Annotated in this window: 16 protein-coding genes and 1 pseudogene; 4 read left to right on the top strand and 13 right to left on the bottom strand. The window is 58.7% G+C overall.

Annotated features, from left to right (window positions below; translation table 11 throughout):
- Positions 1 to 111 precede the first annotated feature (111 nt).
- Positions 112 to 1,011, top strand: coding sequence for an acyltransferase (locus tag RYB66_RS16980; RefSeq protein WP_004654799.1), 900 nt, complete (start codon positions 112 to 114; stop codon positions 1,009 to 1,011).
- On the opposite strand, the gene RYB66_RS16975 is transcribed toward RYB66_RS16980, so the two are convergent.
- Positions 991 to 1,554, bottom strand: a complete 564-nt coding sequence (locus tag RYB66_RS16975; protein ID WP_004654797.1) for a DUF2780 domain-containing protein — start codon at positions 1,552 to 1,554, stop codon at positions 991 to 993. The genes RYB66_RS16980 and RYB66_RS16975 overlap by 21 nt on opposite strands.
- Before the next feature lie 230 nt (positions 1,555 to 1,784).
- On the opposite strand from RYB66_RS16975, the gene RYB66_RS16970 reads away from it, so the two are divergent.
- A complete protein-coding gene (locus tag RYB66_RS16970) occupies positions 1,785 to 2,831 on the top strand; it encodes an RHS repeat-associated core domain-containing protein (RefSeq protein ID WP_316894926.1) in 1,047 nt (348 codons plus the stop codon).
- A 237-nt stretch (positions 2,832 to 3,068) separates the two neighbouring features.
- Positions 3,069 to 4,151 carry an RHS repeat-associated core domain-containing protein gene (locus RYB66_RS16965; RefSeq protein ID WP_316894924.1) on the top strand — a complete coding sequence of 361 codons (1,083 nt, stop codon included), beginning with the start codon at positions 3,069 to 3,071 and terminating at the stop codon, positions 4,149 to 4,151.
- 77 nt (positions 4,152 to 4,228) lie between these two features.
- On the opposite strand, the gene fdhA is transcribed toward RYB66_RS16965, so the two are convergent.
- The 10 genes from fdhA to RYB66_RS16915 all read right to left on the bottom strand — a co-directional run bounded on the left by fdhA (position 4,229) and on the right by RYB66_RS16915 (position 16,420).
- Positions 4,229 to 5,428, bottom strand: a complete 1,200-nt coding sequence (fdhA, locus tag RYB66_RS16960; RefSeq protein WP_316894923.1) for a formaldehyde dehydrogenase, glutathione-independent — start codon at positions 5,426 to 5,428, stop codon at positions 4,229 to 4,231.
- Positions 5,429 to 5,477: 49 nt separating this feature from the next.
- Positions 5,478 to 6,335, bottom strand: coding sequence for a formyltetrahydrofolate deformylase (purU, locus tag RYB66_RS16955; protein ID WP_316894922.1), 858 nt, complete (start codon positions 6,333 to 6,335; stop codon positions 5,478 to 5,480).
- 245 nt (positions 6,336 to 6,580) lie between these two features.
- Positions 6,581 to 7,213, bottom strand: coding sequence for a sarcosine oxidase subunit gamma (locus tag RYB66_RS16950; protein ID WP_004655930.1), 633 nt, complete (start codon positions 7,211 to 7,213; stop codon positions 6,581 to 6,583).
- Between the two features lie 51 nt (positions 7,214 to 7,264).
- Positions 7,265 to 10,285 (bottom strand): sarcosine oxidase subunit alpha, encoded by a 3,021-nt coding sequence (locus RYB66_RS16945; RefSeq protein ID WP_002555604.1) that lies wholly within the window; start codon positions 10,283 to 10,285, stop codon positions 7,265 to 7,267.
- Positions 10,282 to 10,578 (bottom strand): sarcosine oxidase subunit delta, encoded by a 297-nt coding sequence (locus RYB66_RS16940; protein WP_002555603.1) that lies wholly within the window; start codon positions 10,576 to 10,578, stop codon positions 10,282 to 10,284. Before RYB66_RS16940 ends, RYB66_RS16945 begins: the two co-directional genes overlap by 4 nt.
- A gap of 15 nt (positions 10,579 to 10,593) precedes the next feature.
- Positions 10,594 to 11,844, bottom strand: coding sequence for a sarcosine oxidase subunit beta family protein (locus RYB66_RS16935; RefSeq protein WP_002555602.1), 1,251 nt, complete (start codon positions 11,842 to 11,844; stop codon positions 10,594 to 10,596).
- A gap of 17 nt (positions 11,845 to 11,861) precedes the next feature.
- Positions 11,862 to 13,115 carry a serine hydroxymethyltransferase gene (glyA, locus tag RYB66_RS16930; RefSeq protein WP_004655925.1) on the bottom strand — a complete coding sequence of 418 codons (1,254 nt, stop codon included), beginning with the start codon at positions 13,113 to 13,115 and terminating at the stop codon, positions 11,862 to 11,864.
- Between the two features lie 269 nt (positions 13,116 to 13,384).
- Positions 13,385 to 14,563 (bottom strand): choline ABC transporter ATP-binding protein, encoded by a 1,179-nt coding sequence (gene choV, locus RYB66_RS16925; RefSeq protein WP_002555600.1) that lies wholly within the window; start codon positions 14,561 to 14,563, stop codon positions 13,385 to 13,387.
- Positions 14,560 to 15,408 carry a choline ABC transporter permease subunit gene (choW, locus tag RYB66_RS16920; RefSeq protein ID WP_170846044.1) on the bottom strand — a complete coding sequence of 283 codons (849 nt, stop codon included), beginning with the start codon at positions 15,406 to 15,408 and terminating at the stop codon, positions 14,560 to 14,562. Before choW ends, choV begins: the two co-directional genes overlap by 4 nt.
- Positions 15,409 to 15,472: 64 nt before the next feature.
- A complete protein-coding gene (locus tag RYB66_RS16915) occupies positions 15,473 to 16,420 on the bottom strand; it encodes a choline ABC transporter substrate-binding protein (protein WP_002555598.1) in 948 nt (315 codons plus the stop codon).
- A gap of 780 nt (positions 16,421 to 17,200) precedes the next feature.
- Between RYB66_RS16915 and RYB66_RS16910 the strand changes: the two genes are divergently transcribed.
- Positions 17,201 to 18,304, top strand: coding sequence for a GlxA family transcriptional regulator (locus tag RYB66_RS16910; protein ID WP_002555597.1), 1,104 nt, complete (start codon positions 17,201 to 17,203; stop codon positions 18,302 to 18,304).
- A gap of 181 nt (positions 18,305 to 18,485) precedes the next feature.
- Here RYB66_RS16910 and RYB66_RS16905 read toward each other — a convergent pair whose 3' ends face one another.
- Positions 18,486 to 19,616: a methyl-accepting chemotaxis protein gene (locus RYB66_RS16905; RefSeq protein WP_410041768.1), complete on the bottom strand. Its 1,131-nt coding sequence runs from the start codon at positions 19,614 to 19,616 to the stop codon at positions 18,486 to 18,488.
- Positions 19,617 to 20,045, bottom strand: a pseudogene (locus RYB66_RS26675) (MCP four helix bundle domain-containing protein); the annotation flags it as partial. It lies immediately after the preceding gene.
- Positions 20,046 to 20,411 lie beyond the last annotated feature (366 nt).

The raw sequence follows: 20,411 nt of genomic DNA, 5'->3' as shown, positions 1-20,411 counted from the left end.
TGTCAGGCCAGCATAAGTGCCCGGACGTGAAACATTTGTAAGCACCTGTGTAATTGGCGTAAAACGCGTGGGTCTTTATTATTGCCGCCCCTGAACCTTCAAGAGTCCGCTATGCGCCGTCTGCTCACCGGCTGTTTTGTTGCTTTGTTGTTACTGATCAATACGCTGGTATTGATAGGTCCGTTATTGGTTTTTGCCTTGCTCAAGCTGCTGTTCAGAGGCCGAATGCGCGATCGCTGTTCAGTCGCCGTTATGTGGATTGCCGAAACCTGGGCCGAGATCGACAAGGTCATCTTCGCAACCTGTGTACCGACGCAATGGGATATTCGTGGCGATGAGGGCTTGCGCGGTGATACTTCGTATCTGGTCATCAGCAATCATCAGTCGTGGGTGGATATTCCCGCGCTGGTCCAGGCACTCAACCGGCGCACGCCCTTCTTCAAGTTTTTCCTGAAAAAAGAACTGATCTGGGTGCCTCTGCTGGGCCTGGCGTGGTGGGGGCTGGATTACCCGTTCATGAAGCGCTACAGCAAGGCGTTTCTGGCGAAGCACCCGGAACTGAAGGGCAAGGATCTGGAAATCACCAAGGCCGCCTGCGAGCTGTTCAAGCGTCAGCCAGTGACCATCGTCAACTATCTGGAAGGCACGCGCTTTACTCCGGGCAAACATGCGACTCAAGCATCGCCCTATACCCATCTGCTCAAGCCCAAGGCCGGTGGCGTCGCATTCGTGCTGGCTGCCATGGGCGAGCAACTGGACGCCATTCTGGATGTCACCGTGGTCTATCCGGGTTCAGGCATTCCGGGGTTCTGGGACATGCTGTGCGGGCGGGTGCCCAAGGTGATTGTCGACATCAAAACCCGTGAAATGGACCCGGCACTGTGGCAGGGCGATTACGAGAACGATCCGGTGTTTCGCGAGAAAATCCAGAGCTGGGTCAACCAGCTCTGGGTGGAGAAAGATGCGCGTATTGCGGCGTTGCGGCTTGAATCAGCTGCCGGAACCCCATAACCCACTCAGGCTCTGCAACGCCGAACCGCTGGCACCTTGCTGCCCGAGGTATTGCAGAATCAGCGGGGCAAACTGGCTGACCATCGTGCTGTCCATGCCCAGTGCCTTGAAGGCGTTATTCACATCACCCATGCTCTGCACGTTGCCCAGTGCGCTGTTGAGCATCGAGTTATCGCCGGACTTGCCACCGAGCAGGCTGCCCAGTGCGTTTGCGCCTCCCAGGCTGTCCAGTGCGGAGGTGCCGGACATCTGCTCCAGGCCGGGAACCGATTTGGCCAACTGCGAATAATCGGTGCTGGTCAGCTTGTTCTTCGCCAGCCCGAGCAATGCGCCTGTTCCGCCAACGGCTTGTTCAGGGGTGACATTGAGCTGGGTGCCAAGGGTATTAAGCAGTCCTGCGACTTCAGGGGCCGCTGTGGCTTTCTGATTGCCACTCGTGGCATTGGAAACCGCATTTGCGGCGTCATTCAGATTGAAGGCAAACACCGGGCTTGCAGCCAGTGCCATCAACGTTACCAAAGCCATACCGCGTGCAGTTTTCATTGCGTCACCCTTATCAAACCTGAACCGCCCATGAGTGGGCGGTAAAGCAGACGGTTTGACTGTGAGCAACAGAGGCTTGTTCCCAACGCGCTGAAGACAGGCAGTTATTTCATTTGCCTGAATCGGCTCTGGCAGACGAGGTGGGCTCCCTAGCATTTCTGCTAGCTGTGCAGCACGAGATAACACGCCCAGAATTACGGTTCTATCATCGATTGCCGCAGGTGATGTTCATGTCTTCTGCCAGCCCTGTAGTGCTCTGCACTTACCATTACGACGCAACGGATCGCTTGGCCGACTGCTCGCCTGCCGGGCAGGGGAGCGACCGGTTCTTTTATCAGCAGAATCGCTTGGCGACGCAAATTCAGGGGCAGATACAGCACACGCTTCTGCGTACGGACGAGCATTTGCTGGCTCACCTGAGTGTAGAAAACAACCAGAACGATTGTCTGTTACTGGCGACGGATCAACAGCAGTCCGTGATCGCGGCACAGGGTTTGGCGTTTGCTTATACGCCTTACGGCCATCGTTACCCTTCAGGCCCCGCAAGCCTGCCGGGCTTTACCGGCCAGCGGCCTGACCCGATTACAGGGCATTATTTGCTGGGCAATGGGTACAGGGCTTTTAATCCGGTGTTGATGAGGTTCAATAGTCCGGACAGTTTGAGCCCGTTTGGCGAGGGCGGGTTGAATGCGTATGCATATTGTGAGGAGGACCCGGTTAATCGGGTTGATCCAGGCGGACATTTGCCAACGTTTTTAGTGAGCATTTTGAAAAGAGCAAGCAGTGTGAAAAAGCGCTTACTTGGTCGAAACGTTAGCCAGGATTCTCTATCTTCCCCGTTGCTTGATCCTGTCGAGAGTTTCGGGTCCACACAGGTAACTACTTCAACTAACTCGGTGAGCTCGCATATGTCTGCATCTGGTATTATCGATAGGTCACAATTTGTTGCCCCACCACCCCGCCCTCCCAAGAAAGGACTGCCGAGCAATGTCCCACCGCCCATCCCTCCAAAGAAAGGGCCGCCCAGCAATGCTCCACCATTCGTTCCTGCTCGAAAAAGTTACCTGAGGATAGAAGGTGAAGATGTAGACATTCATGAAGCTAAAAGACGGCGTGATGAACTGGTCCTGACAAATGAATCATATATTGGTAGAGGTGATTTTGTACCGTATGTTGTAAAGAATAATCTTGACTATTATAGACGTGCGGTTGAGCGTCTTAGAGGTGGCAATGGCACTATCGAGAAGCGGGCGGGCGCGTCAAATCGATTCCGATAATGGCCAACCACCCAGTTGGTTAAAGGGGTAGGCGGAGCGCCTTTTAACCATGACGCTGATAATAGGTTTTGTTGTGTTTAAGTCACGCCCATCAATGAGTGAAGGGCGCTTCGGTCTGTGCGCCGGCATGACTGTGTTCAGCGCCTTTCGGCCTGGCACCTAGTAGTTCTGCTAGCTGGGCGCAAGCAGATAGTCAGCCCAGACTTGCTGCAATGGGTGACTTCAAGGAGTGAAGCCATGGCTTCGTCTGGGCAATCCGTGCTCTGTGTTTATCGCTACGATCCATTGGATCGCCTGGCCGATTGTTCGGCCGCGGGGCAGGGCAGCACTTGCCTTTTTTATCAGAAGACACTCTTGGCTACGCAGATTCAGGGGCAGGTCCAGCACACTCTTATGCGCACGGATGAGCATTTGCTGGCGTGCCTGAGTGCAGAAAATAATCAGCGCGACGGCACGTTGTTGGCGACGGATCAACAGCAGTCAGTGATTGCCGCTCAGGGGTTGGAGTTTGCCTACACGCCTTACGGACATCGTTATCCTTCAGGCCGCGCAAGCCTGCCGGGCTTTACTGGCCAGCGGGTTGACCCGGTGACGGGGCACTATTTGCTGGGGAATGGGTATCGGGCGTTTAACCCGGTGTTGATGAGGTTCAACAGCCCGGACAGTCTGAGCCCGTTTGGTGAGGGTGGGGTGAATGCGTATGGGTACTGTGGGGGGGATCCGGTTAATCGGGTTGATCCGACGGGGCACGTTAATGCTCGAATACTGGCACTGATATTCCGAAATAGACAAGCTTTGGTCGCTGCGAAAAAAGTCACTGAGCACCGCCATAGCGTTCTTGTGCCTGGCATCCCAACCTCCTCGGGTTTAACGCGTACAGGAGGTGTTTCAGGGGCCAAAGGGCCCGCAGTTGTTCCAGATTTCATCAATAAACTGGCCCAACCTGAAAATGTGCCGGCTCATTTAAAAACTCGACGGCGTTTACCTGCGGTACCAAGCGACGCGCGGCTGCATACAAGATGGGCCGCCCCTAAGTCCTCAATAGCACCTCGTAATATCTACCACCTCCCAAGCGGAGTGGTGCGCCGTCCAAAGCGTATCGAGCTTCCCGCAACGCCATTCCAGCGGGTGCTCACTGGAGATCTGCCAATGGACACAATTTATGAGTACCCAAGACTTTCACGCTCTAAAGCACGTGCCTTGGAGGTAATTAGAAGAGGGGAAACGTTGCGGAGAGATCATTCTTACAGTATTTCAGCAAGTGTTAACTTCAGGCAGTCAGATCCCACGTCTTCCGTGAATATTGCCGTGCGGTTTTAGAAAGGAAATTCGACTGGCGCTCTCAGGAAGCAGCGCACCTGCATAAAGTGCGCTGCTTTAAAAGATCGAAGATGGATCTACGCCCCGCCAAACAACCCATGCGGATCAATCACAAACTTCTTCGGCACCCCCGAATCAAACTCGCCATAACCCCGCGGAGCCTCATCCAGACTGATCACCTCGACCCCCACTATGTCGGCGATCTTGATGCGGTCCCACATGATTGCCTGCATCAGCTGGCGGTTGTATTTCATGACCGGGGTCTGGCCGGTGTGGAAGCTGTGGGATTTGGCCCAGCCCAGGCCGAGGCGAATGCTCAGGCTGCCCATTTTTGCGGCAGCGTCTACCGCACCTGGGTCTTCGGTGACGTACAGGCCGGGGATGCCGATCTTGCCTGCGACGCGCACCACGCCCATCAACGAGTTGAGAACGGTGGCGGGTGCTTCGGCCTGAGCGCCAGCATGGCCGTGACCGCGTGCTTCGAAGCCTACGGCGTCGATGGCGCAATCCACTTCAGGCTCGCCGAGCAGGGCAGCGATCTGTTCGTGCAGTGGCGTGTCCAGGGACAGGTCAGCAATTTCGAAGCCTTGGGCCTTGGCGTGGACCAGGCGTTTCGGGTTGACGTCGCCGACGATTACCACCGCCGCGCCCAACAAGCGTGCTGACGCCGCCGCAGCCAGGCCGACCGGGCCAGCGCCTGCCACATAAACCGTGCTGCCAGGCCCCACACCTGCGGTCACTGCACCGTGGTAGCCGGTGGGCAGTATGTCGGACAGGCAGGTCAGGTCGCGGATTTTCTCCATCGCCGCGTCGCGGTCTGGCAGTTTGAGCAGGTTGAAGTCAGCGTAAGGCACCAGGACGTATTCAGCCTGACCGCCGACCCAGTCGCCCATGTCGACGTAGCCGTATGCACCGCCGGGGCGGGCCGGGTTGACCGTCAGGCAGACGCCAGTGTTCTGTTCCTTGCAACTGCGGCAGCGACCGCAGGCCACGTTGAACGGCACAGAAACCAGATCACCGACTTTCAGATGTTCCACGTCGCGCCCGGCTTCCAGCACCTCGCCGGTGATTTCATGACCCAGGACCAACCCGGTTTGCGCCGTCGTGCGACCACGCACCATGTGTTGGTCCGAGCCGCAGATATTGGTGGAGACTACGCGCAGAATCACGCCGTGTTCGATGCGCTTGCCGCGTGGGTCTTCCATTTTCGGGAAGGGGATTGATTGCACTTCGACCTTGCCAGCGCCGAGATACACTACACCGCGATTACCAGACATACATGTCACCTCGCTTTTATTGTGGTGGAGCAGAGAGAAGCAGTTGCAGCTATAAAACCACCGTCCTGTTGGCGTTGAGAAACACCCGCCGTTCAATGTGATAGCCCACTGCGCGGGCCAGTGTCAGACCTTCGATGTCTCGACCTTTGGCAATCAGGTCTTCGGGATAGTGGCTGTGATCAACCACTTCCACGCCTTGAGCAATGATCGGGCCTTCGTCCAGATCGTTGTTGATGTAATGCGCGGTGGCACCCACCAGTTTCACACCCTTGTTGTAAGCCTGATGGTAAGGCTTGGCACCCTTGAAACCGGGCAGCAGCGAGTGGTGGATGTTGATCGCCTTGCCGTCCAGCTTGCGGCACAAATCGGGTGAAAGGACCTGCATGTAGCGGGCGAGAATCACCAGCTCTGCGCCGGATTCTTCGATCACCTGCCAGACCTTCGCTTCCTGCGCAGGCTTGTCGTTCGGGTCCAGAGGGAAATGGTAGTACGGAATACCGTGCCAGCCAGCCAATGGCTCAAGATCCGGGTGATTGGACACCACCGCGACCACGTCCATGGACAGTTGATTGATACGCTGGCGATAGAGCAGATCGTTCAGGCAGTGATCGGCTTTTGAAATCATGATCACCACTTTTGGCCGGTAGTTGGGTGCTGTGAGTTCGAAGATCATGCCGAAGGCTTCGCCTGGTTCGCTCAGCCCGGCCCGGAAAGCCTGTTCGTCGAAAGCCTGGGGCTGACGAAATTCCACGCGTATGAAGAAACGCCCTGACAGGCGATCATCGAAGGAGTGGTGCTCAGTGACGTAGCAGCCCTGCTCGAACAGGAAGCGGGTCACCGCATCTACCGTGCCCAGTACACTGGGGCAGTCGGCGGTTAAAATCCACGTATCGGGCGCGCGGCTCATTGAATCAAAGCTCCTGAATGTTCGTTATCCACAGATACGGCTGACTCTTGTGCCAATGCTCCGCGTTATACACAAATCTTGTGGGAGCGTACCGGGCGACGCTTCGCTTGTTCGCGAAGGGGGCGGTACATTCACCGGAAATGTCTGGACTACCGTCTTCGCGGACAAGTCCGCTCCCACAGGCCTCTCCCTCTGGAGTCTTCATTGAGACCGACGCTGCGGTTTCAGCCCCGGTTCCAGGCTCTTCACGCCTGAATGCTCAGCCCGTACTCGGCACTCGCATCCTGCAACCACAGCCACCAGTAATCCGAGAAGCTGCGGCGGACCAGCAGCTCCCAGGTTTCTTCACCGGTACGGCGGATCACCAGTTGTGATTTGGCGAACACGGTGCCGACGGCCTTGCCCACCGGGAAGTTGTCCGGGTGCACGTCGTAGCTGGTGGACTTCATCAATACCTGGCGCACTTTCGGACCGGTCAGTTCGAGGATCGACTGGCCGCCACTGACGTTGACGATGGAGATATGCAACCCGGTCAGCGCCTCGCGCAGCTTTTGCTCTGCCGCGAACTCTTCGCCGCTCGGCACGATCAGCAGCCATTCATCCGGGCCAAGCCATTGCAGCGAGCTTTCGCCACTGATGACCAGCATCAGTGCGGCGGGAAGCTCCATGCCAAGCGCCTTGTGTACGCCTGCGGCGAAGGCCGGATCGTGGGCATTGCCACGAATCGTCAGGTGGCCCAGCAGCTTTTTCTCGCGCAGGAACACGCCGGGGCTGGCGCGCCCCTTGCCAATCAGGCTGTCGAGGTTTGCGTGGAACAGCGGCGACTCGGCTTTGACATCGGTGGTCGGGCGCTGCTGGTAAACGTTCGCTGTGGTCATGAATCACCTGCCTTGAATTCTGTTTGCTGCTGATGATCGGCGCTCCGCGTGTTACTCGACATTCTGGCGCTCGCCCTTTGGATCGAAGAACACCGAGGAAACGATCTCGGCTTCGATCACGCTGCCGTCTGCCAAAGGCGCGAAGACCCGCTCTCCCATGCGCGCCAGGCCGCCTTTGACCACGCCCATCGCAAACGAATAGCCCAGCGAGTTGTGTGCATAGCTGGAAGTCACATGGCCAACCATGCTCATCGGGATCGTCTGTTTGGTATCGAACACCAGTTGCGCGCCCTCTGGTAGCCATTTGGTCGGGTCGACAGGCTTGAGGCCGACCAGTTGCTTGCGCTGTTCGCGTACACAGTCTTCGCGATTCATGCCGCGCCAGCCGATCCACGAGAATGGCTTGGTCCGGCCGACACACCAGCCCATGTTCAGGTCGTCGGGCGTCATCGAGCCGTCGGTGTCCTGACCGACGATGATGAAACCCTTCTCTGCGCGCAGCACGTGCATGGTCTCGGTGCCGTAAGGCGTCAGGTTGTACTGTTTGCCTGCCTCGGCGATCTTTTCCAGAACGCCCATGGCGTAGTCAGCCTGAATGTTGACCTCGTAGGACAGCTCACCGGTAAACGAGATACGGAATACGCGAGCTGGCACACCGGCGACCAGACCTTCCTTCCAGGTCATGAACGGGAAGGCTTCACGGCCCAGATCGATATCGGTGACTTCGCTGAGCAGCTTGCGGCTGTTGGGGCCGGACAGCGTCAGCGTCGCCCAGTGATCGGTCACTGAGGTGAAATACACTTTCAGGTCCGGCCATTCGGTCTGCTGATAGATTTCCAGCCATTGCAGGACGCGTGCAGCGCCGCCTGTGGTGGTAGTCATCAGGAAGTGGTTGTCGGCGAGGCAGGCAGTCACGCCATCATCGAAGACCATGCCGTCTTCCTTGCACATCAGGCCGTAGCGAGCCTTGCCCACGTCCAGTTTGGTCCACGCGTTGGTGTAGATGCGGTTGAGGAATTCGCGGGCATCCGGGCCTTGAATGTCGATCTTGCCCAGCGTAGAAGCGTCCAGCAGACCCACACTGTCACGCACAGCCTTGCATTCGCGAGCGACGGCTGCGGGCAGGTCTTCACCGTTTTTCGGGAAGTACCACGGGCGTTTCCACTGACCGACATCCTCGAACTCGGCACCGTTTTTGACATGCCAGGCGTGCAGTGCGGTGAAACGCACCGGTTCGAAGATGTGCTTGCAATGACGCCCGGCTATCGCGCCGAACGTGACCGGCGTGTAGTTGGGACGGAACATGGTGGTGCCCATTTCCGGGATCGACACGTTCAGTGAACGGGCGGCGATGGCCAGACCGTTGACGTTGCCCAGCTTGCCCTGATCAGTACCGAAACCCAGTGCGGTGTAGCGTTTTACGTGCTCGACCGACTCGAAACCTTCACGGGTCGCCAGCTCGATGGCGGCAGCGGTCACGTCGTTCTGCAGGTCGACGAATTGCTTGGGGGCCCGAGCGGTGCCTTTCTCGTGCGGCACCTGAAACAGCGCCAGTGTCGGTTCTTCGGCGCGACTGAGGGCTTTGGGCATCACGCCTTCGACCACCTTGAAGCCTGCTTCGCTGGCCGCGCGCACGCCACCTTCGAAGCCATCGGCCAGGCTGTCAGCCAGACTGTAGACGCCGTTGACGCCGCCTACGCAGATACGTTTCTGCGGTGCTTCGCCCGGTACAAACCCGAGGATGTCCTCACGCCATACCGGCTTGCCACCCAAGTGCGAGGCCAGGTGCACAATCGGGCTGTAGCCGCCGGAGCTGGCCACCAGATCGCAATCAAGCCATTCGCCGGGGCTGGTGACTGCGTGCGTCTTGACGTCGATTGCGGCGACGCGGGCAGCTGTCACGCGTTTGCTGCCACGCGCTTCAATCACTGCGCTGCCGGTCAGAATGCGAATGCCTTTGGCGCGGGCTTCCTCAACCAGCGGGCCGCGCGGGTTGTGCCGCGCATCGGCAATCGCAACCACTTGCAGGCTGGCGTCGAGCCAGTCCAGCGCAACGCGGTAGGCATGGTCGTTGTTGGTGGACAGCACCAGTTTTTTACCCGGTGCTACGCCGTAACGCCGGACATAGGTCGAAACGGCGCCGGCCAGCATGTTGCCCGGCACATCGTTGTTGCCGTAAACCAGCGGGCGCTCATGAGTACCGGCAGCCAGCACCACGCGCTTGGCGCGTACCCGGTGCATGCGTTGGCGAACCATGCCGATGGGCGCGCGATCACCGAGGTGATCGGTCAGACGTTCGTGAATGGTCAGGAAATTGTGATCGTGGTAGCCGTTGACCGTGGCGCGCGGCAGCAGTGTCACGTTGCGCAGGCTTTTCAGCTCGGCGACCACCGTAGCCACCCATTCGGCAGCGGGTTTGCCATCGAGACTTTCACGGCTGTCGAGCAGACTGCCGCCGAACTCCTCCTGTTCATCCGCAACGATCACTCGGGCACCACTGCGGCCCGCAGCCAGCGCGGCGGCCAGGCCGGCAGGGCCAGCGCCTACGATCAGCACGTCACAGTGCTGGTTCATCGCGTCATAGCTGTCCGGATCGTTCTCGGTCGGCGAGCGCCCCAGGCCCGCAGCCTTGCGGATGTACTTTTCGTAAGTCATCCAGAACGATTGCGGGTACATGAAGGTTTTGTAGTAGAAGCCCGGTGGCATCAGCTTGCCACCGACCTTGCCCAAAATGCCCATGACGTCGGTGTTCACGCTTGGCCAGCCGTTGGTGCTGGTGGCGACCAGTCCTGCATAGAGCGCTTGTTGCGTGGCGCGCACGTTGGGGATTTGCGTCGCTTCGGTCGCGCCGATCTGCAACACGGCGTTTGGCTCTTCCGAACCCGCTGCGAAGATGCCGCGCGGGCGGGAGTATTTGAAACTGCGGCCGATGATATCGACGCCATTGGCCAGCAGGGCAGAGGCCAGCGAGTCGCCTTCAAAGCCCTGATAGGTCTGGCCGTTGAAGGTGAAGTTGAGCACCTTGCTGCGATTGATACGGCCGCCGTTGGGCAGGCGCTGGGTCTGGCTCATACCTTGTCTCCCTGATCCGTGAACTGCGGCTTCGTACCAATCGGATAGGTTTCGAGAATCTCGTAGGTCACGGTATTGCGCGTCATGTTGAAGTACTGGCGGCAACCGGCAGCGTGTATCCACAGCTCGTGGTGCAGGCCGCGCGGGTTATCGCGAAAGAACATGTAGTCGCCCCATTGCTCATCGGTGCAGGCACCTGGGTCCAGCGGGCGTGGAATATGCGCCTGGCCGGACGGGTGGAATTCCTCTTCGGAGCGCAGTTCGCCACAGTGAGGACAGAAGATATGCAGCATGGTCGGGTTCTCCTGTTAGTGGGCTACGGCTGCAGCGCCGTGTTCGTCGATGAGCGCGCCGTTGTGGAAACGGTCGATGGAGAACGGTTTGGCCAGCGGGTGCATCTCGCCTTTGGCCAGACTGGCGGCAAACACGTTGCCCGAGCCCGGCGTGGCCTTGAAGCCGCCTGTGCCCCAGCCGCAGTTGAAGAACATGTTCGGCACCGGCGTCTTGGAAATGATCGGGCAGGCGTCCGGCGTGGTGTCGACGATGCCGCCCCACTGGCGGTTCATGCGCACACGCGACAGCACTGGAAACATCTCAACGATGGCCTGAATAGTGTGTTCGATCACCGGGTAAGAGCCACGCTGGCCGTAACCGACCCAGCTGTCGATACCGGCACCGATCACCAGGTCGCCCTTGTCGGACTGGCTGATGTAGCCGTGCACGGCGTTGGACATGATGACACTGTCGATAATCGGCTTGATCGGCTCGGAGACCAGTGCCTGCAAAGGATGTGATTCGATCGGCAGACGAAAGCCCGCCAGTTTGGCCATGTGCCCGGAGTTACCGGCGGTTACCACGCCGACACGTTTGGCACCGATGAAACCCTTGTTGGTTTCGACGCCGATGCACACGCCGTTTTCCTTGCGAAAGCCGATGACTTCGGTCTGCTGGATAAGGTCCACGCCCAAGGCGTCGGCGGCACGCGCAAAGCCCCAGGCCACTGCGTCGTGACGAGCTACGCCGCCACGGCGCTGAACGGTTGCGCCGATGATCGGGTAGCGGGTGTTTTTCGAGCAGTCCAGGTATGGGATTTCCTCAGCGACCTGCTTGCCGTTGAGCAGTTCGCCATCTACACCGTTCAGGCGGTTGGCGCTGACACGCCGCTCGGAGTCGCGCATGTCCTGCAAGGTGTGGCACAGGTTGTAGACGCCGCGCTGGGAAAACATGACGTTGTAGTTCAGGTCCTGGGACAGGCCTTCCCACAGTTTCATCGCGTGCTCATAAAGGTGGGCCGACTCGTCCCACAGGTAGTTGGAGCGCACGATGGTGGTGTTACGTGCGGTGTTGCCGCCGCCCAGCCAGCCTTTCTCGACCACGGCCACATTGGTGATGCCGTGCTCCTTGGCCAGATAGTAGGCAGTCGCCAGACCGTGCCCGCCACCGCCGACGATGACCACGTCGTAGACCTTTTTCGGGGTCGGCGTGCGCCACATGCGCTGCCAGTTTTCGTGATGGCTGAGGGAATGCTTGAGAAGGCCGAAGCCTGAGTAATGCTGCATGTAAGGCTACTCCTGACTCAGCGATAAACCGGGAAATCGGCGCACAAGGCTGCTACCTGGCTGGCGACGTTGGCCTCGACATCGGCATCACCGAGGTTATCGAGAATGTCGCAGATCCAGCCCGCCAGCTCGACGCATTGGGTCACCTTGAAGCCGCGGGTGGTGACGGCCGGCGTGCCTATGCGCAGACCGGAGGTCACGAACGGCGACTGCGGGTCGTTGGGCACCGAGTTCTTGTTGACGGTGATGTGCGCACGGCCCAGTGCCGCGTCGGCGTCCTTGCCGGTCAGGCCCTGACGAATCAGGCTGACCAGAAACAAATGGTTGTCGGTCCCGCCTGAAACCACATCGAAGCCGCGGTCGATGAATACCTGCGCCATCGCTTGTGCGTTGTCGATGACCTGCTGTTGATAAGCCTTGAAACCTGGCTCCATCGCTTCCTTGAAGCACACGGCCTTGGCGGCGATAACGTGCATCAGCGGGCCGCCCTGACCGCCGGGGAAGACGGCGGAATTGAATTTCTTCTCCAGCTCTTCGTTGGCCTTGGCGAGAATCAGGCCGCCGCGTGGGCCACGCAGTGTCTTGTGCGTGGTGGTGGTGACCACATCGGCATACGGCAGCGGGTTCGGATAGAGACCGGCAGCCACCAGACCTGCAACGTGCGCCATGTCGACGAACAGGTAGGCACCTACCTTGTCGGCGATTTCACGGAAGCGCGGAAAATCCAGCGTCTTCGAGTAGGCCGAGAAACCGGCAATGATCATTTTCGGCTGGCATTCGACGGCGATGCGTTCGACTTCGTCGTAATCGATCAGCCCGGTGGTGGTGTCGATGCCGTACTGCACGGCGTTGTAGAGTTTGCCCGAGAAGCTGACCTTGGCACCGTGGGTCAGATGACCGCCGTGCGCCAGGCTCATGCCCAATACAGTGTCGCCTGCTTGCAGCAACGCCAGATAGACCGCTGCGTTGGCCTGGCTGCCGGAGTGTGGCTGGACGTTGGCATAATCGGCCCCGAACAGCTGTTTGGCGCGCTCGATGGCCAGTTGCTCGACCTTGTCGACGTGCTCGCAGCCGCCGTAGTAACGCTTGCCAGGGTAGCCCTCTGCGTACTTGTTGGTCAGGCCGCTGCCCTGCGCCTGCATCACGCGTTTGCTGGTGTAGTTCTCCGAGGCGATCAGCTCGATATGGTCTTCCTGACGCTGCTCCTCGGCGTTCATTGCCGACAACAGTGCGTCGTCATAACCCTGGATCTGGTCTTGCTTGCTGAACATCGCGGATCTCCCAGCGGCGGCGCGGCGCCTGACTTGTCGTTAGGGCCGAACAGAGCCCTCTGAGAGCGATGGTAGGGCCGGACCGAAGTCGCCAAATGCCTATGGACGCCACACAAAGGTGCGTTTACGACATGGGGGCCAAGGGAACGGAAATAGCAGAAGAGGCGTTGCGCGGTGACGAGGCCGCAAACGAAAAAGCCCGCTCCCGGCTGGAGTGATTCCAGCACAGGGAAGCGGGCTTGTCGGTTTCAGACTTTAATTTTCAGGCCTTAGCCGTGGTTTTTGCCCAGCAGTGCGTGATACAGCTCGGTATCCCCGAGAATGCCGACCACTTTGTTGCCGTCCTGCAGGACCAGCTTGTTGCCGGTCTGGTAGCGGATCTGCAATGCGTCGCGCATGCCGATGTTGGAGTGCACCAGGGTAGGGCGACGGTCGAGGGTGCCGACGTCCTGGCCGGGGGTCCAGTTCTGCAGATCGAGGGGCGTAGCACCTTGCCGTGCGCCCTTGATCACATTGCCTTCGGCCAGGTCGAGCCATGAGTCGCCGCTCGGGTCCAGGCACACCGAATCGTTGACGTGCGTGCACTCATCGACCGTGCGCATCAGGCTGCGACCACACAGCACGTTCAGTGGGTTGGTGTGTGCAACGAAGGTGCGCACGTATTCGTCTGCCGGATTGAGCACGATCTGCTCTGGCACGCTGTATTGCACGATGCGGCCGTCTTTCATGATGGCGATCCGGCTGCCGAGCTTCAGGGCTTCATCCAGATCGTGGCTGACGAAGACGATGGTCTTGCTCAGCTTGCTTTGCAGGGCCAGCAGTTCGTCCTGCAAGCCTTGGCGGATGAGCGGGTCAAGCGCCGAGAACGGTTCGTCCATCAGCAGAATATCGGCATCCATTGCCAGTGCACGGGCCAGCCCCACTCGCTGCTGCATGCCACCGGACAGCTCGTCCGGCTTCTTGTTGCGCCACTGGGTCAGGCCCACCAGCTCGAGCTTTTCATCGACCAGCTTGCGTCGTTCCTTTTCCGGGCGACCCTGCATTTCCAGGCCGAAGCTGATGTTCTCGCGTACTGTCAGCCAGGGCATCAGGGCGAACTTCTGAAAGACCATCGCGATGCGTTTGGTGCGCATCATTTTCAGCTCGGCCGCGCTGCAGTTGGCGATGTTGATCTGCGAGCCTTCATGCTCGACGAACAACGAGCCACGGCTGACGGTATTGAGGCCGTTGATGCAGCGCAGCAGGCTGGATTTACCCGAGCCGGACAAGCCCATCAACACGCAGATTTCGCCTTTCTCGATGTCCAGACTGGCGTTCTCGACGCCGACGATCTGCCCGGTTTTTTTCAGAATCTGGTCACGCGTGAGGCCTTCGTCCAGCAGCTTGAGGGCTTCACGCGGGTCCTTGGAGAAGATGACGTCTACCTTGTCGAATTTGATGATACTCATGCGTCAGACCCTACCTTGGCTTCGGGTTGTTTGCAGATACGGTCGAGCATTATGGCCAGCAATACGATTGCCAGACCGGCTTCGAAGCCGAGCGCGATATCGGCTGTGTTCAGTGCGTTGACCACGGGTTTGCCCAGACCATCGGCACCGACCAGCGCGGCAATCACCACCATCGACAACGACAGCATGATGCACTGGGTGATCCCGGCAGCGATGCTGGGCATGGCGTAGGGCAGTTCGATGCGGGTCAGCAACTGGCGGCGCGACGAGCCGAAGGCCTTGCCGGCGTCCAGCAATTCCTGGGGTACATCGCGGATGCCCAGATACGTCAGGCGAATCGGTGCAGCAATGGCGAAGACCACGGTCGAGATCAGGCCGGGCACTACGCCCAGACCGAATAGCGTAAGGGTCGGGATCAGATAGACGAACGTGGGAACAGTCTGCATCAGATCGAGCAATGGCCGGATGATGGTGTAGAACAGCGGCTTGTGCGCGGCAATGATGCCCAGCGGCACGCCGATGACGACACACACCAGCGTGGCGAAGAGCACCTGCGCCAGGGTTTCCATGGTTTCCTGCCAGTAATGCAGGTTGAGGATCAGCAGAAACGAAAGGATGACGAAAACCGTCAGGCCCCACTTGCGCTGGATGAAATGCGCGAGGGCGGCGATAAGGCCGATCAGTACGAATGGATTGAACCAGGTCAGCGCGAAAGTGAACCCGTGGATCATCATTTCCAGTGTCGAGGCAATCGCGTCGAAGTAGTCGGCGCCGTTGGCCGTCAACCAATCGACAAATGCGGCGATGTACTCGCCCAGAGGGATTTTATGGTCAGTCAGCATGATTTCGGGTGTCCGCTTGCGGAAGGTGAAGAGGGCAGCAGGCGGGTCAGCCCCGCCTGCTGTCGGCTTACTGGGTCAACTTGGCTTTGGCTGCCTCCAGGCCTGGCTTGCCATCGACGGTGGTCACGCCGGCGAGCCAGGTGTCGAGTACTTGCGGGTTTTTCTTGATCCACGCCTTGGCGGCGGCATCAGGCTTCATTTTGTCGTCCAGGACGTTGCCCATCAGGGTGCTTTCCATGTCCAGTGTGAAGGACAGGTTCTTGAGCAACTGACCTACGTTGCTGCATTCCTGACTGTAGCCTTTGCGGGTGTTGGTGTAGATGGTCGCCTGGCCATAGTTGGGGCCGAAGAAGTCATCACCGCCAGTCAGATATTTCATCTTGAAACGCGTGTTCATTGGATGCGGTTCCCAGCCGAGGAACACGACGTCGTTTTTGCGTTTCACGGCGCGGTCAACCTGCGAAAGCATTGCGGCTTCGCTGGACTCTACAACCTTGAAACCTGCGTCCTTGAGGCCGAAGGCGTTCTTGTCGATCATGCTCTGGATCAGGCGATTGCCATCATTGCCGGGCTCGATGCCGTAGATCTTGCCGCCCAGTTCCTTCTTGAATTTGGCGATGTCGGCGAAGTCATGCAGGCCTTTGTCGTAGAGCGCCTGAGGCACTGCCAGGGTGTACTTGGCGTTCTCCAGGTTGGCACGCACGGTTTCGACAGTCCCGGCTTCGCGATACGGCTTGATGTCGTTTTCCATGGTCGGCATCCAGTTGCCGAGGAACACGTCCATGTTCTTGCCGTCGGCCAGCGACTTGTAGGTCACCGGTACGGAAATCATGGTGGTCTTGGTCGTGTAACCCAGGGACTCGAGTACGGCGCTGGTGACCGCAGTGGTAACGGTGATATCGGTCCAGCCTACGTCGGAGAAGTTGACCGTATGACAGGCCTCTGGCTCGGCTGCCTGAGCAAGCACCGGCATACAGAGCGTAGCGGCCAACAGCAACGATTTGGAACCTTTCATGGGTGGACTCCTGTGAGTTTCTTCTAGTCATCAGCAGGTGAACGCTGACGCGGCTTATGGGTTGGCGAGGCTTTTCGCGAAGCTCCATCACTGCGCCGGGCGATCGAGTCGGAACCGATCATGTAACAGGGAAAATCAAACGCCTACAGGGGGCGTCGTATCCAGTGCAGGAGGCGTCGTATCCAGTGCGCGCAAGGTCGCTTACAGATTCGTTGCATCGTACACACGCCCGGTTGCAGTGTTGGGACTGCTGAAAAACGGCCAGTACGTTACACAGTCGCTGCGCAGGTCGGCAGCGGTCGGTTGGCAGGTCGGTGCCTGCGCGAACGCGGTCTTTTGGAGGGGAGTAACGCCGACAAGTTCATTATCGGGTCAGCCCGTGCGGTCGTGTCGTCAGGTCTGTCCGCACTTTTTAGCGGCTGCGCGGTTTTTGATCACACGCCTCGATGGCCGCCACCTTTTAGCGCGAAAACCCGCTGACGACCTGATTTTTCAGGGCGTGCCTTGAGTAGCACTTGGGGCACGTCTAGCCCCATGACGTTTCCCGGTGTGCTACCGAATTGCTCATCAAGAGTGCGGCCAGCGCGCCTTGGCGTCGCAAACAGACACTCGGGTCGCTGCTGGATAGACACTTCGCGACGTCGTTTTCAGGTGTTGTTGAATGGCTGATCAATTTCCGGCATGGGATTTGCGATGTCATCACAAAGCCCATCAATGAAGAGGGCTATAAGAAGAGCCTGTCCTGGGGCCAACCAATGCCATATGTGAGGAGATAGTGTGATGACATCGTTCAATCAAGGGGCCCAACCTCAGAACCGCGCGCCACAATCCATCGGCTTTCTGCTGCTGGATAACTTCACCCTGATCTCCCTCGCATCGGCGGTAGAACCTCTTCGTATGGCTAACCAGCTATCGGGCCGCGAGTTGTATCGCTGGACCACGCTGAGCGTGGACGGCGGTCAGGTGTGGGCCAGTGACGGTTTGCAGATCACACCGGATGCCGCCATGCACAAGGCTCCGGCACTCGATACCGTCATCGTCTGTGGTGGTGTCGGCATTCAGCGCACCGTGACGCGTGAACACGTGAGCTGGCTGCAGAGCCAGGCACGTCAGTCACGTCGCCTCGGCGCGGTGTGCACCGGCAGTTGGGCGCTGGCGTGTGCCGGCTTGCTGGATGGCTTCGATTGCAGTGTGCATTGGGAGTGTCTGGCTTCAATGCAGGAAGCCTTTCCACGCGTGTCGATGAGCACCCGGCTGTTCACCCTGGACCGTAACCGCTTCACCAGCTCGGGTGGCACGGCGCCATTGGACATGATGCTGCACCTGATCAGCCGCGATCATGGTCGTGAGTTGTCGGCCGCGATTTCCGAGATGTTCGTCTACGAACGCATTCGCAACGAACAGGATCATCAGCGCGTGCCGCTCAAGCACATGCTGGGTACCAATCAGCCAAAGCTGCAGGAAATTGTGGCGTTGATGGAGGCCAATCTTGAAGAGCCGATCGACCTTGACGAGCTGGCGGTGTACGTCGCCGTGTCGCGCAGGCAGCTAGAGCGACTGTTCCAGAAATACCTGCACTGCTCGCCGTCGCGCTACTACCTGAAACTGCGCCTGATCCGCGCTCGGCAACTGCTCAAGCAGACACCGATGTCGATCATCGAAGTGGCGTCGGTGTGCGGCTTCGTATCGACGCCACACTTCTCCAAATGCTACCGCGAATACTTCGGCATTCCGCCGCGTGACGAGCGCGTGGGTTCCAACACCGCGCAACAGGTCGCCATGATGCCGATCCCGCAGGCAATGGTGCTCGCCCCATTGTCCGGACCGATGTCGGCGTTGAGTCAGGCGCGTAATGAATCGACGTTTGCGAGTGTGAGGCTTTAGTCGCCCTACGCCACAAGAGGACGCGGAGCGTCCGGAAAGGCATGCGACGCGGAGCGTCGCACGATAGTCGGGATCCAGCGTGGTATGCAGTTCGCGACGCTCTGCGTCGCAAGAGGACGCGGAGCGTCCAGAACGGCGTACTGACGCGGAGCGCCGGCACGCCAGTTGAGTTTTCGTGTGTTTACAGTGCGAAGCGCGACACCATGCTGTTGAGGTCCACGGCCAGGCGGGATAGCTCGGTGCTGGCCGCGCTGGTTTGATTGGCGCCGGTGGTGGATTGTGCAGACAGGTCGCGGATGTTGACCAGGTTGCGGTCCACTTCGCGAGCGACTTGCGCCTGCTCTTCGGCAGCACTGGCGATGACCATGTTGCGTTCGTTGATCTCTTCGACTGCAACGTTGATGGTGTTCAGCGCCAAGCCCGCGCCTTTGGCGATGTTCAACGTCGATTCGGCGCGTTCGGTGCTGTTGCGCATCGAACTCACTGCCTGCTCCGTACCGCTCTGAATGCTACCGATCATGCGTTCGATTTCACTGGTCGATTGCTGCGTGCGGTGCGCCAGGGCGCGGACTTCGTCGGCGACTACAGCAAAGCCACGCCCGGCTTCACCAGCGCGTGCAGCCTCGATGGCGGCGTTGAGGGCGAGCAGATTGGTCTGGTCTGCCAGGCCGCGAATCACGTCCAGCACCTTACCGATATCACGCGATTCACTGGCCAGGTTGATGATCAGTTCAGCCGTACCTTTCACATCGCCGCTCATGCGTTCGATGGCGCTGACGGTTTCCTGAACCAGATCACGACCGTCGCCAGCAGATGTCGCAGCATTGCGAGACGCTTGTGACGTGCTGACGGCATTGCGCGCGACTTCTTCCACGGCGCTGGTCATCTCGTTGACCGCGGTTGCAGCCTGCTCGATTTCGTTGTTCTGCTGCACCAGCCCGCGTGCGCTTTCGTCGGTGACAGCATTGAGCTCTTCAGCAGCCGAGGCCAGTTGCGTGGCCGAACCGGAAATTCCCTGCAACGTATCGCGCAGCTTGTCCTGCATGGTTTTCATGGCCAGCAGCAAACGACCGGCTTCATCGGTACCGTCGATCTGGATCGGCCGGGTCAGGTTGCCTTGTGCGATGGTTTCCGCTGCATGCAGAGCCGTGGCAATCGGCGTGGTAATACTTTTGATCAGCATCCAGGCAAACACGATGGTCAGCAGGGTGGCAGCGATCAACAGTCCGATGACCAGATTGAATGCCGAATCGTACTCGCTGGACGCATCCTTCTTCACCTGGTTCAACTGAGCCGTGTTGAACTCCACCAGTTTGCTGAGCACAACATTCATCTGGTCGGAGTTGTTGAGCATTTCGTTATTGAGCAGGCCCTGCAATTCATCGATCTTGTTGGCGCGAGTCAGAGTCTTCAGGCGCTCTTCAAGCTGGCGATATTGTCCCAGCAGTTGTACGTACTGGCTGTAAAGATTGCGCTCGTCGGGATCGCTGATGAGCTTCTCGTAAATCGCCTGAGCGTCAGTGATCTGCTTGTTGCGCATCGCCATCAACTCGATGGTTTTCTGCTGGGTTTCCGGGTCGCGGTTGACCAGCAATCGATAGGACAGAACGCGCAAACGAATGCTGACTTCAGCGAATCGGTCAAGGCTCTTGATGCTCGGCACATTGTTGTCGGCCAGCACTTCAGTGGCGCCACGGATCTTGCTCATCTGAGACAGTGCAAATACACCCAGAACCAACATGAGTGTGCCGATCATGGCAAATCCAAGAAACGCTCGGGGCGCGATGTTCATATTTCGCAGGGACATAGAAAGCTTCCAGGGTCAGGTACGCAATCCATGCGATTTAACGGTGAAGGGAATGCAGTGAATGGCTGCCTATCGGTCATGCGACTAACGTCTTGAGTCAGTAGGCACTAAATATTGACGACTTATTACTGACGGTTATCTTTGGATATGGCTGACATTCGCGCAAACCCTTGAAAAGGCTGGGTTGAGGGGGGGTAGGGTGATGTCAGTTTGCCCATTGGCTGTGCGCATTTGTCGCAGTTCGGGGCGGTCTGACGAACAGCAGGAACCGGATTCCGAATACGTAGTCACAAGCCCCCT

Source organism: Pseudomonas syringae group sp. 243L2 (genome assembly GCF_032587875.1).
Lineage (GTDB): Bacteria > Pseudomonadota > Gammaproteobacteria > Pseudomonadales > Pseudomonadaceae > Aquipseudomonas > Aquipseudomonas amygdali.
This window is presented reverse-complemented; position numbering and strand designations above follow the sequence as displayed.